General features: G+C 39.1%; 9 protein-coding genes. 7 read left to right on the top strand and 2 right to left on the bottom strand.

Features of this window, described 5'->3' with window-relative positions; genetic code table 11:
- Positions 1-213: 213 nt before the first annotated feature.
- Positions 214-2,382 carry a phosphoribosylformylglycinamidine synthase subunit PurL gene (purL, locus tag MmiHf6_RS00155; RefSeq protein ID WP_316557701.1) on the bottom strand — a complete coding sequence of 723 codons (2,169 nt, stop codon included), beginning with the start codon at positions 2,380-2,382 and terminating at the stop codon, positions 214-216.
- Between the two features lie 745 nt (positions 2,383-3,127).
- Here purL and MmiHf6_RS00150 point away from each other — a divergent pair.
- The 3 genes from MmiHf6_RS00150 (at position 3,128) to MmiHf6_RS00140 (ending at position 5,455) form a co-directional block, all read left to right on the top strand.
- Positions 3,128-3,421, top strand: coding sequence for a hypothetical protein (locus tag MmiHf6_RS00150; protein WP_316557700.1), 294 nt, complete (start codon positions 3,128-3,130; stop codon positions 3,419-3,421).
- A 123-nt stretch (positions 3,422-3,544) separates the two neighbouring features.
- Positions 3,545-4,453, top strand: a complete 909-nt coding sequence (locus MmiHf6_RS00145) for a DMT family transporter (protein ID WP_316557699.1) — start codon at positions 3,545-3,547, stop codon at positions 4,451-4,453.
- A gap of 90 nt (positions 4,454-4,543) precedes the next feature.
- Positions 4,544-5,455, top strand: coding sequence for a DMT family transporter (locus MmiHf6_RS00140; protein WP_316557698.1), 912 nt, complete (start codon positions 4,544-4,546; stop codon positions 5,453-5,455).
- Between the two features lie 183 nt (positions 5,456-5,638).
- Here MmiHf6_RS00140 and MmiHf6_RS00135 read toward each other — a convergent pair whose 3' ends face one another.
- Complete coding sequence (locus tag MmiHf6_RS00135; RefSeq protein ID WP_316557697.1) at positions 5,639-6,703, bottom strand: MtaA/CmuA family methyltransferase; 1,065 nt, start codon at positions 6,701-6,703, stop codon at positions 5,639-5,641.
- A 303-nt stretch (positions 6,704-7,006) separates the two neighbouring features.
- Between MmiHf6_RS00135 and MmiHf6_RS00130 the strand changes: the two genes are divergently transcribed.
- The 4 genes from MmiHf6_RS00130 to MmiHf6_RS00115 are packed head-to-tail and all read left to right on the top strand — an operon-like array spanning position 7,007 to position 12,581.
- Complete coding sequence (locus MmiHf6_RS00130) at positions 7,007-7,447, top strand: very short patch repair endonuclease (protein ID WP_316557696.1); 441 nt, start codon at positions 7,007-7,009, stop codon at positions 7,445-7,447.
- Between the two features lie 59 nt (positions 7,448-7,506).
- Positions 7,507-8,952, top strand: coding sequence for an ATP-binding protein (locus MmiHf6_RS00125; RefSeq protein WP_316557695.1), 1,446 nt, complete (start codon positions 7,507-7,509; stop codon positions 8,950-8,952).
- Between the two features lie 13 nt (positions 8,953-8,965).
- Positions 8,966-11,644, top strand: coding sequence for a Z1 domain-containing protein (locus tag MmiHf6_RS00120; RefSeq protein WP_316557694.1), 2,679 nt, complete (start codon positions 8,966-8,968; stop codon positions 11,642-11,644).
- A complete protein-coding gene (locus tag MmiHf6_RS00115; protein ID WP_316557693.1) occupies positions 11,631-12,581 on the top strand; it encodes a PD-(D/E)XK motif protein in 951 nt (316 codons plus the stop codon). The genes MmiHf6_RS00120 and MmiHf6_RS00115 overlap by 14 nt, the downstream gene beginning before the upstream one ends.
- The last annotated feature ends 10 nt before the right edge of the window (positions 12,582-12,591 follow it).

Here is a 12,591-nt window from a genome sequence, read left to right as displayed (position 1 = left end):
ATTGGTGCAGTTCGCGCGCGGCTGCGCTTTGCGACTGATACAGCACAGTTTACAGCCGGCAGATGCTGTAAACAATACAAATAAAAAATTCAAAATTAAACGAATAGATTTGAAACACAGAAAAAATGAAAACAAATTTAAAACACAGAAAAATAAAAAAGAATGAAACAAGATATCAAAATTCAATATCTCATTTCGGATTTTAAACTAAAATCATTCGTACTTGTAACCGATTTTCATTGCTTTTTCAATAGAAGCAGAAGCTTCATCGATTTCGGCTTTTGTAAATGCAAGTTCTTCTTTTCCGACTTTCATCTTCAAGCTGCTGCCTGCAACAGTTTTCCCGATTGCAATGCACGGAATGTCTTTCATGATGTCGGCAATTTTGTCGGTTGATTTCACCGTCAGAATCGCTCTTGCCGGAGATTCGGAGAACAAAAGATCATCGGCGCGGTCAATGCCGAGTGCCGTTAAATCGACTTCTGCGCCGACGTCGGTCAGCATGGAAGCGAATGCTTTTGCAATGCCGCCTCTTGAAATGTCGTGAGCGCTTGTTACCTCGCCTGATGCGCAGGCTTTTGCGATGGCTTCAACGATTTTGTCATAATTCTCGGGAACTGTCGGAACAACTCCGGAGTCTTCCATGTCTGCTGCACGATAGTATTCGCTGCCGCCGAGTTCTGCTTTTGTCGTGCCGATCAAAAGAATTGTTTCATCGGATTCCTTGAAGAACGAAGACGGAATCGGCTTTTCAAAGCTGACAATTCCGAGAACGCCGATTGCAGGTGTTGGCAAAATGGCTGTGTCGAATTCGGCGCTTTCGTTGTAAAGAGAAACATTTCCGCCGACAACGGGGATGTTCAATTTTTTAGCGGCGTCGGACAAACCGAGGACGGACTGCTTCAAATACCAATATTGTTCGGGTTTGTTCGGGTTGCCGAAGTTGAGATTGTCGACAAGACAAAGACCGGAAGCGCCTTTGACGGCGAGATTCATGGCATTTTCAAGAACGGTCATCACGGATCCGGTGTACGGATCAAGAAGACAAACAGCGGGCTCGCAGCCGCAGGTCATCGCAACGCCTTTTTTGTCGGTCACTTTAATAATGCCGGCATCGCCGCCGCTTTCGCCGTAAACTTCGGGAAGCGTTGTTTTGGCAAATTTTTCCCAAACGGTTTTGCGGGACGCGAGATTGTAAGAGGAAAGCATATTGAGGACACAGGTTTTCATGTCGGCCGGAAGTTCGGGCTTCTTTGAAACGTGTACGTCGGGTCTTTTTGCGGGCGCTTCTGACGGAAGTTCGCATCTTGGAACGCCGCTGACGATAAAGTGAATCGGAAGCTCGGCTTCGAGTTTTCCTTTGAAGTTGACGCGGTAAACAGGTTCTTCAATTAAGTAACCGACATCGGCGGCCCAAACATTGTGTTTTCTCATGATTTCCATGACGACTTCAACGTTTTCGGGTTTGATTTCTGCAAGCATACGTTCCTGTGTTTCGGAAAGCATGATTTCATAAAGTGTTAAGTCGTCAAAAAGGAGCGGCACATCGTCTGCAATTAAATTGAATCCGAAGCCGCCTTTTTCGGCCATTTCAACGCTTGCGCCGGTCAAGCCGGAAGCGCCGAGATCGCGGCAGCATTCGACTAATTTCTTTTCAATTATTTCAAGAGTTGCGTCAATCACGCGTTTTTCGAGTTCCGCGTCGCCGCCGGGGATGGTTTCTCGAGCAGGCGTGTCGTCTTCGGACATATCGGCAGATGCGAATGCTGCGCCGCCGAGGCCGTCTCGCCCGGTTTTGGAGCCGAAGAGAATAAATCTGTTTCCTGCAGTTTTGGAAACGGAGGTCATCATGTTTTCTTTTTTGCCGACGCCGACGCAAACGACATTGACAAGGGGATTGCCGCTGTATCTTTCATCGAAATAAGATTCGCCGCGAATGCCTGCGACTTTGATCGTTTCGGAGTAATCGGCAGCGCCTTCTAAGATGTTGTCAAAAATCCATCTGTTTTTGTCGGAATCGAGCGGGCCGAGATAGAAAGGAGCGAGAACGGCAACGGGTTTTGTTCCCATGGAGATGACGTCGCGGACGATGCCGCCGACGCCGGTTGCTGCGCCGCTGTAAGGATCAATGTAGGACGGGTGGTTGTGGCTTTCCATGGCGACGGAAAGGATGTATTCGTCGTCGAATTTAACGATTGCCGCGTCGTCGCCGGGGCCGATGATGACATTTTCGCCGTCGGTTTTGAAGTTTTTCAAAAGCGGATAGCTGGAGCGGTAAGAACAGTGTTCGCTCCAAAGATTCAGGAAAATGCCCTGTTCCAAATCGTTGGGCTGACGGTCTAATTTTTCAACAACAAGTTTGAGATCTTCTGCGGGTAACATATTATGATTGAGCCTCTTTTTGCGGTTAGAATGAATTTAAGGTTTGCTAAGGTTTGTCAAATAATTCTTTGAATAATGTTTTGATGATTAAAAATGTTGTTCTTAAAACGGATTTTCCGATTTCGCAAACGATTGAAAAGATTTTTCGGAATAATATTTTAAACCTTCATGTAAAAAAAATCTCAATAATTTAAAAGTCTTCCCATAGACCGAAAAAACGCCTCTATTTATCATAATTTATATTGATAAAATGAAATCGAAATCACGATGAGTTATTTTTTGATTTAAAAAATATTACCGGCATTTATCATGATTTATCCGAGTCAAAAATGATAAAATCATTTTTTTGAAAAAATAAATTGAAAAATACAAAAAATGATTCATTTTTGAGTCGGATTGCGCCGCCGCGCGCGAGCTGCTTCGTTTTTCATTTAATTTCCGAATTCGTCCGACGTTTTTATTTCGTTTTCGAAAAAACCCAAACATCCAATTTCGTGAAAACGTTGAATCTGAACGCCCGATAAAACCCCAAAAGATAAATTTCGATAAAAGACGGCGTTCCGTTTTTGAATAATTTTGATGAAAGACGATGTTTCAATCATTTTTGATTAAATTAAAATTTCAAAAACCGTCCCGCAAGTTGAATTTCCGAGCGCAGCGAGAAAACAAGACTTGGCGGATTCCCCCCCATACAAAACAAAAAAATAAAAACCGTTGGTGTAGGTTACTTTTCAGTGACGGTAAAGTGCTTTTTTACCCCTGTCTTTTACTGACGCCGGTTCCGGTTGGGCCTGCTCGTCTGCAACTGTATTTTAATACTGCTGATCAGAATTGTGTTTGCTGCGTGCATCTGCTTTTTTATTGTAATCCGAACGCAATCGCGGACGTGCCGTTGCTGCCTTTAGGTTTCCGTTTCCGCTTGCGATCGGATTTACGTTTGCCGCAGCCGCCGCGCGCGACCCGTCACATTTTTGAAGAAATTTTTCAAAAAACGCACCTTAATTTTTCCATTATCTTTTCAGCAGCAACCAATACTTGAATTTTTAAAAAGATAGATTTAAACCGTAAAGAAAACAATTACATTTAACGAAACGATATCAAAACACTTATATTTTAAAAAGCATAAGCAAAATCAAAAACGCCCGGTTGGATTGTTGAAACTATGAAATTAACGCCGATGAAAAAAGCGAATCTCCTGCTTCTTCTTGTTGTTTTCTTTTGGGGACTCTCCTATTTGTTCACCAAAAACGGTCTCGAAACGCTTCCGCCGTTTACATTCCTCGCGCTCCGTTTCGGCATCGGGTTCGCAGTTGCCGCGCTCATCTTCATCAAACCGCTTTCCAAAATCAATCGGCAAACGATTTTCGGCGCCGCCATTCTCGGATTTTTCTTATTCCTGACGCTTGCAGGCGTTTATTTCGGACTCCAATATACAACGATTTCAAACGCCGGCTTCCTCGGCAGTTTGACAGTCATATTCGTCCCGATCCTCTCCGCAATCGTTTACAGGAAACTTCCCGAAAAGAAAATCATCATCGGAAGTGTTGCCGCAACGATCGGAATTGCGCTTCTCACCTTGGAAAGCAAAGGCGGATTCGGTCCCGGCGACTTCATATGCGTGCTCGCGGCAGTTGCCTACGCAACACACATTTTGATTGCCAAGCGGCTGACAAGTATCAAAGAAATCGACGCGCTCAACCTCGGCATCACCCAACTCGGCTTTACATTCATTTACGGAACAATTTGCGCTTTTCTCTTTGAAACCCCGCATCTGCCGACAACAGAGAGCGCATGGGTTTCCGTTTTATTCCTCGCGCTGTTCTGTACCGCATTCGGTTTTGTCGGACAAGTTGTCGCGCAGAAATACACGACGCCCGCGCATGTCGGCCTCATTTTCGCGCTTGAGCCGGTCTTTGCATCAATCTTCGCCTACCTTTTCGCATCCGAACAGCTTCTGCCGATTCAAGTAGTCGGCGCCGCAATCGTTTTTATCAGCGTTTTGTATGTCGAAACGGATTTGAAAGAACTTCATAAAAAACAGGATCCAAAGAATAATACAGGAAACGGCTAACGGCTGACACACTAAATTTATTTGACACAATCTTCAGCATTCAAAATTTTGATGAAAATCTATATAACTTTTCGACCGAAATGAAGATGTATGCTGACCCAAAGAAAAGCGGATTTCATTATGGTAATTGCCGTTCTTTTTTGGGGCTTATCCTACGTTTTAACGCGCTACGGCTTAGATGATTTAGGCGTTTACAATTTCATGGCCATCCGAATGGGACTGGGCTTTCTCATCGCCGCCATGCTTTGTTACAAATCGATTTTGAAAACAAACAAAAAAACGCTTGCTGCAGGCGCCGTTTTGGGCGCGCTGTTATTTCTCACACTCTCCGGAACCAACTTCGGTCTGCTCCGAACCTCGATTACAAATACCGTATTTTTAATCAGCTTGACAGCGGTTTTTGTCCCTTTGTTTTCAACAATCATTTACAAGAAACTTCCCGATAAAAAAATCATAATCGGCACGATCGGCGCAGCTGCCGGCATTTTGCTTCTGACGCTGACCGGCATCTCAGGTCTCGGCATCGGAATCGGCGACATTCTCTGCATCGCGGCGGCAGCCGTTTACGCTGTTCACATAATGGCCGCCAAAAAATTCGTTGAAGACCCTAAAATTGACGCGCTCAACCTCGGAATCATTCAATTAGGATTTGCCGCGCTTTACGCAGCGGTCTGCACCTTCTTGTTTGAAACGCCGGTGATGCCGGAATCAACGGACATCTGGTTCGTTATTTTCTTCCTGGCAATTTTTTCAATTGCATTCGGCTGCGTCGCTCAAATCGTCGTTCAAAAATACACGTCGGCATCTCATGTCGGTTTGATTTTCGCACTTGAACCGATTTTCGGCGCAATTTTCGCGTTCATCGTCTACAGCGAAATATTGCTCCCGCTTCAAATTCTCGGCGGCGCGCTCGTCGTCCTCAGCGTCATTTGGATCGAATTGGACGTTGACGATTTGAAGAAGAAACTTAAAACAAAAAAGAAAAAGGAAAGCGGCGTTTAACCGCTTTTTTATTTGTATTTATTGCATTTATTGTATTTATTTTGCATTTTGTTTTGTATTTTATTTTCATTTTTTGGTATTTTATTTTGAATCCTATTTTGAATCCTATTTTGAATCCTATTTTGAATCCTATTTTGAATCCTATTTTGAATCCTATTTTGAATCTTATTTTGATTCACATTTTTATTTCTGTTCGGCTGCCGCTTGCGCTGCCAACTGTTTGCCGTATTCAACGACTTCTTCTTTTGACGGAACGGGCGTTTCAACACACGCTTTGACAAATGCCTGAATGTTTTCAATCGGCGTCGTTTCGGGAACGTCACAGGCGGAGCCTGCAATGTTGACGCCCTGGCGGATGACTTCTGCCGTTGCATTATATACATCTTGAGGCGTTCCGTTCGGGAAAAGTTCGATCACATCCAAGTTGCCGTAAGCGGAAACGTTTCCGAGTTTTTGTTTGGCATACCAGACGGGAACGGCTTTATCAAATGAAAAGCCTTCAACGCCTGAAACCGCAATATGTTCAAGCATCGGTTTTGTGTTGCCGCAAATGTGAAGAATTGTCGGCGCGCCGGTTTCTTTTCTCATTCTTTTAATTGACGGCAAAACAAATTCAGCGTACATGTCGCCGGAAAGCAAATCACCTGACGATGTCGGGTCGATTGCAAACAAAATGTCGGCGCCGTGTGCCGTCAGCAATTTTTGATAATCGACGACGAAATCGGTGATTTTATCAACGAGCGTATGCACTTTGTCGGGGTCGCTCAAAATCCACATGAACATTTCATCAACGCTTGCCATGTGTCCTGCAATCGTAAATGGACAAACGGTTGTCGGCAAAAGCGCCAAGTCTTCGCCGTATTTGTCTTTCAAAATATCGAGCGCTTTTAAAACGACCGGAATTCTGCCGAGCTCTTCAATGTTTTCGGGAATCGTAAAGTCATCCGGATCTTTGACGGAATGAACTTTAATCGGCGGGCGGTCGATTTTTCTCCAATCGAGCTCTGCACCGAGCACTTCGGCTTCAAGTGAAATATCAAACGGGAGCGTTGTTCCGTCAACGCCGCACATTTCATAAGGCGCTGCCGCCATGTCGGCCATCATCTGCGGATTGTGATGCGCCTCGGGATAAGTTGCGCCGACGGCTTTCATCATTTCGACGGTTGTCATTACTAAACCATTTGCGGACGACACATGGTCTACGGCTTGTCCGCGAACGGCGGCAAGTGCTCTCTCTGTTGCTGTCATTTGTTGAACCATATTTGTACACACTCCTTTTTTGACGTAAAGTATGAGATGTATTTTTGAATGATTTTTAAAATAGTCACACACGAAAAAATCGCAGCCTTTGGCCGGTTTCTCCCAAAACGTCCGAGGAAAGATCAAAATAATTTTTTTTGAGGAGAATTGTTGTTCGATTTTTTACGATATTCAAATGGGGTTTTTGGGTATTTAAATATTCTGAGAAACTTTTTTCAAGAAACAGAAGTGAAAAGAACTTTTTTTTACATGGTGAAGTTTATTTAGGTTCTTGTCATTTTTATAAATTTGATGGTTGATAAATTAACTCCCGAACAAAGAAGAAAGAATATGCAAGCTGTTAAAAACAAAGGCAGTGAAATCGAACGTATTCTTCAAGATGCATTAATTTCAAAAGGTTACTCTTTTACAACAAATGATAAATCCGTATTTGGAAAACCGGACATTGTATTCCATGAAGAAAAAATTGCTGTTTTTTGTGACAGCGAATATTGGCATGGATGGAATTGGGAAGTGAAGAAAAATGAAATTAAATCCAATCGAGAATTCTGGATTCCGAAAATTGAAAGAAATATGGAACGGGATATTGAGGTAAATGAATATTTAGAATCAGAGGGATGGATTGTTTTAAGATTTTGGGGGAAAGACATTAAAAAAAATACTGATGAATGTATATTAAGAATTGAAAGTAAAATTGATACGTGCAGAATTAGTGGGGCCATAAATATATAATATAAATATTATCCATTCTATATTTATTCTATTTTTGAATTATTTTGATGTGTGAAAATATGGATGATATAGACCTCCCTCCAAATGCTCCAATATTAATGGAGTCTACAAGATCAATAGGTTATACAACAGAAGCCGCAATTGCCGACATTATCGACAATAGTGTTTCCGCAAATGCTGAAAATATCAAAATTAAATCTACTTATTTTGGAACATACCCATTCATTTCAATATTGGACGATGGAGAAGGAATGACGGGAGTAGAACTTAACGAAGCAATGCGATATGGCAGTTCAAATCCTTTATCTCAAAGAGAAGAAAACGATTTAGGAAGATTCGGACTCGGATTAAAAACTGCTTCAATGTCTCAATGCCGTTGCCTAACAGTCATCACTAAAAAAGACAACATAATTGAGGCCAGAAGATGGGATTTGGACTACATTAAAAAAACACAAAAATGGTCATTACAAGTCTTGTCCATGTCGGAATATGAAAAATTGCCGTTATTTAACGAGTTAGCTGCTCAAAACTCAGGAACATTAGTCATTTGGACTGAACTCGATAAATTGATGGTCGGGTTAGAACCATCATCACAGGAACGGGCCTTCTCCAACAAATTGAAAAGTGTAAGAGAACATATTGCTCTTGTTTTCCATAGATATTTAGAAGGTGAACGGGACATTCAAAAAATAAAAATGGAGTTGAATGGAAATCAAATTGAACCATACGACCCCTTTTTTTCAAAGAAAAGTTTAGTCACTCAAGACGAAGAGAAAATAAGAATTCGTGATACTGAAGTTCATGTCGGGTCATATGTATTGCCTCATCCTTCTACATTATCAAAAGACGAATTAGAAATGATGGGTGGAAAAAACGGTCTCAAAAAGGATCAGGGATTTTATGTTTATAGAAATAAACGACTTTTAGTTTGGGGGACCTGGTTCAATATGCATCGAAAAGAAGATTTGTCAAAACTGTCCCGGATACGAGTGGACATACCAAATTCATTAGATGATTTATGGACTCTTGATATTAAAAAATCAACTGCGGTTCCGCCGGAAATCGTAAGAAAACACTTAAAAAGAATTGTAAATAATAATTCATCCCACAGTAAAAGAACATGGACATATCGCGGGAAAAAGGAAACAACGAATGAACTGAATATTTGGGCAAAAATCATAGAAAGAGACGAAATACGTTATGAAATTAACAAAGAGCACCCCCTTGTAAAAATCATATCTAAAAATAGAGAGAAAGAAGACCAAAAACTTTTGGAGCAGTTATTTGACCAAATCGGAATCGGAATCCCTCTAAACTCAATTTATGATGATTTAAGTAATGATAAAAAATTCTTAATGGACGATGAAGATAACATTGTGAGAGACGCAAAAGAAAAAATCAAACAGATAGAATCACTCACAAACTTAACAGATGAAGAAAAAAATGAACTCATAAGCACATTAAGAGAAACATACCCGTATGTAAATTATAATGAATTTTTTTAAAGAGTGATTCTAAATGAGCCAAGAAGAATTATTGGAAAATTTAATAAAAACTTCAATTCGTACAAAATATTCAACCACAATCCCTACCGAAGAAGAAGTTTACGAAATCGCAAATGGACTCAGAGTTGTTTGTGATATAACAGAAGAAGAATTTCAAAACGTAATAAAATCAATCCATTCAAGTATGGGAATACGAGTTGAAGAAGGGATATCTGTAAAAAATGAGAGTACATACAGCCCATGGATAAAAAACAGAAAAGCGGAAACGGACCTGTATTATTGGAACAGATATGTAGAATATCTACAACATGATATGCAATGGAACAGCCGGCTAATTTCAACATTAGATAAAGATACTGATGCCATTATGGATTTTATTGGAGATCCGAAAGATACAGAATGGCAAAGAAGAGGTTTAATTTTTGGAGATGTGCAATCCGGAAAAACGGCAAACTATACTGCAATATGCAATAAAGCAGCAGATTATGGATTTGAAGTTATAATATTATTAACAGGCACAATAGAAAGTTTAAGAAGACAAACTCAAGAAAGATTGGATGCAGGTTTTGTCGGCAGAAGCAGCCAAGAAGCATTGAATAAAAATATTGTCACAAAGGTGAAAGGTGTCGGGTATTATTCAAAGGGTGAAAAAAGATATCCGATTTCTTTTACATCAACATCAGCAAATGGAGATTTTAACAAAAGAACTGTTACAAATTTAAATTTAGGAATTTCAAGTGCAGCAGAACCGGTATTGCTTGTTATAAAGAAAAACAAATCCGTCTTGGAAAATCTGTACGGATGGTTAGAAGCGTTCAATACCGATGAAAATGGAAAAATAAACGTTCCATTATTATTATTGGACGACGAAGCAGACAATGCCTCAATAAATACAAAAACAGATGATATCACGGTAATTAATAAATCAATTCGGAATCTTTTAAATTTATTTTCAAAAGCTGCATATGTGGGGATTACAGCTACTCCTTTTGCAAATATATTCATTGATCCGAAAAGTGATGATGAGATGGTTAAAGAAGACCTATTTCCGAAAGATTTTATTTATTTGTTAAATCCTCCTTCAAACTATATAGGACCAAATCAAATATTTGGTGATTCAGAGGTACTCTTAGAGCCCATAGAAATTATTGATGAAGATGAGATGGGTGAGACATTCCGAAAGAAAACAAAAAGCATGGAAGTCATTGAGGAATTGCCTGGTAGTTTAAAAGAAGCAATGACTTATTTTGTTCTGACAAATATAATCCGAAACTATCGCGGTCAAGAAAATAAACATAAATCAATGTTGGTAAATGTAAGTCATTATACAAATATTCAAAATCAAGTTGCAATTCTTGCAAATGAATGGCTTGTAAATACTCAAACAGATATACGTCTTTATTCAAAACTTCCTGAAGCATTAGAATGTAAGACAATTTCAAATTTTAAGGAGGTCTTTGAAAAATACCAACTTGACAAACATATAGAATGGCGAACGGTTCAAGAGGATTTAGAAAAAGAAGTTTTAGCATATGATATAAAAACAATAAATCAAAAATCGCAAGAAAAACTTGATTATGGAAATTATGAAAACGGTGCAAGTATTATTGCAATCGGTGGAAACAGTCTTTCACGCGGGTTAACACTGGAAGGATTATCTGTAAGCTATTTTTATCGCTCATCCAAAATGTATGATACCCTTATGCAGATGGGCAGATGGTTCGGTTACAGAGACAGTTATGCAGATCTAATAAAAATTTGGATGACAGAGGATATGAAAGATTGGTATTCGTTTGTTACAGACGCATCAAATGAATTGAAAAATGAAGTTATTTTAATGAACAGGCACGACTTAACGCCAAGACATTTCGGACTCCAAGTACGTGCTCATCCGGATTCGTTGTTAGTTACGGCACGAAACAAAATGCGTTCTACTGAAACAATTGAAAGATCAATTTCGGTTGAAGGGAAAGTCATTGAAACCTCTTATTTTTCAATGAATGAAGCAGAACTTTCAGCAAATAAAAAAAATGTGGGGCAGTTTTTAGAAAATATTAAAAGCCATAAAACGGCAGACAAATTGCTTTGGAAAGATGTACCTAGCGAACAAGTAATTGAATTATTAAACAAATATTTGTCACATCCTTTAGATATAAAATTTAATAGAGAAGGACTTATCGAATATATCGAAAAATCTTCAAAATTAAGGTACTGGGATGTATCAATTCCGGAAGGAAAAGAGATTAAAATTAAAACGGCAGGAGTAGAACATTCTCCTTTTGTTCGCGACTCTGAGAGATACAGAAGTAATACATTAAGAGTTGGGAAATCAAGATCAAGGGTAAGAGATATTACATTTACAAAAGCAGGACTTGATGAGAATACCGTAAAAGAAATTTCCAGCAGATTTGAACTTGAAAATTCCGGGAAAAGAGCTCCTGGTGAAGCGTATCTTATACCGGACAGAAAACCGTTACTTATGCTGTATTTCATAAATCCAGTAATCAAGAAAGAATCACTTGACATACAGGATACATATTATGGAATGGGATTAGCGTTTCCAAGTTCAAATGAACCTTATGACAGAAGTATTGAAAAGAATCGAAAAGTTCGTTACGTGTTAAATAGAAGAAAACTTGAAGAAGAAGGCTTTTTAGAATACGAAGAGGATGATGAAGATGACGACATTTGAAGATTTTTTTAAAAAATGGAATAATTTATCAAAAGAAAAATCCGAGATAAGAGTCGATCCAAAACATCCATTAGATGTCTATATCGGGTATAATGAATTTAATGAAAAAAGATTAATTTTAATATATAATCCGGAAATCCAATTACCCGATATGAAAGATACTCAAATAATTAAGATCGAAACCGGTCAACGTAGAAGTGATTATCGAAAAACTTGGATATTGACATTAAAAAAATCAGAATATGATAAAATCTTCACAAAGCTGTGTTGGGATTTAATAGATGCCGCCGAAAAAAACGGCAGTGAAGAAAAAAATGTGAAATATATTGTTCAAAGATTTAAAAAATGGCAAGATTTATTGGAAAATGCAAGAAATCAATCACTTTCAGAACAAATAATAAAAGGATTTATCGGTGAATTATTTTTCCTCAAAGAATATGCATTACCGAGATACGGGCCAATAACAGCCATTGATGGTTGGCTCGGCCCAATGGGTGGAGATAAAGATTTTCAATATCAAGACTACTGGATAGAGATAAAAGCAATATCGATTGGTAAAAATAATTTTACAATATCCTCACTAGAACAATTGGATTCCCAAGAAGACGGAAAATTATGTTTGATTTACATTGAAAAATCAACACAGACCGATAAAAATAGTACATCTCTACCGAAATTAATGAATGAGATTAGAGAAAAATTGTCCCATGAAACTAATGCTTTAGACACTTTTAATTTAAAAGCATCTGTTGTCGGCGATGTTGAAAAAGAAGAATATGCAAATAAATATTATGCGATTAAAAAAGTTAAAGAATACAATGTAAATGACTCATTCCCGAAAATAATAAGGGAAGAGATTCCAGTTGAAATTACAGAAGTAACTTACAATCTTTCGATAGCTGCTATTAGTTTTTGGGAAACAAATGATATAATATAAGGTGTTCAAA

Source organism: Methanimicrococcus hongohii (assembly GCF_032594095.1).
GTDB lineage: Archaea > Halobacteriota > Methanosarcinia > Methanosarcinales > Methanosarcinaceae > Methanimicrococcus > Methanimicrococcus hongohii.
Note: the sequence above shows the minus strand (reverse complement) of the source record. Positions and strands in the feature narration are given on the sequence as shown.

What these genes read in the sequence shown, in the direction of transcription:
- purL (WP_316557701.1), bottom strand. Translation starts at nt 2,382, where the DNA reads ATGTTACCCGCAGAAGATCTCAAACTTGTTGTTGAAAAATTAGACCGT.
- MmiHf6_RS00145 (WP_316557699.1), top strand. Translation starts at nt 3,545, where the DNA reads ATGAAATTAACGCCGATGAAAAAAGCGAATCTCCTGCTTCTTCTTGTT.
- MmiHf6_RS00140 (WP_316557698.1), top strand. Translation starts at nt 4,544, where the DNA reads ATGCTGACCCAAAGAAAAGCGGATTTCATTATGGTAATTGCCGTTCTT.
- MmiHf6_RS00135 (WP_316557697.1), bottom strand. Translation starts at nt 6,703, where the DNA reads ATGACAGCAACAGAGAGAGCACTTGCCGCCGTTCGCGGACAAGCCGTA.
- MmiHf6_RS00130 (WP_316557696.1), top strand. Translation starts at nt 7,007, where the DNA reads ATGGTTGATAAATTAACTCCCGAACAAAGAAGAAAGAATATGCAAGCT.
- MmiHf6_RS00125 (WP_316557695.1), top strand. Translation starts at nt 7,507, where the DNA reads ATGGATGATATAGACCTCCCTCCAAATGCTCCAATATTAATGGAGTCT.
- MmiHf6_RS00120 (WP_316557694.1), top strand. Translation starts at nt 8,966, where the DNA reads ATGAGCCAAGAAGAATTATTGGAAAATTTAATAAAAACTTCAATTCGT.
- MmiHf6_RS00115 (WP_316557693.1), top strand. Translation starts at nt 11,631, where the DNA reads ATGACGACATTTGAAGATTTTTTTAAAAAATGGAATAATTTATCAAAA.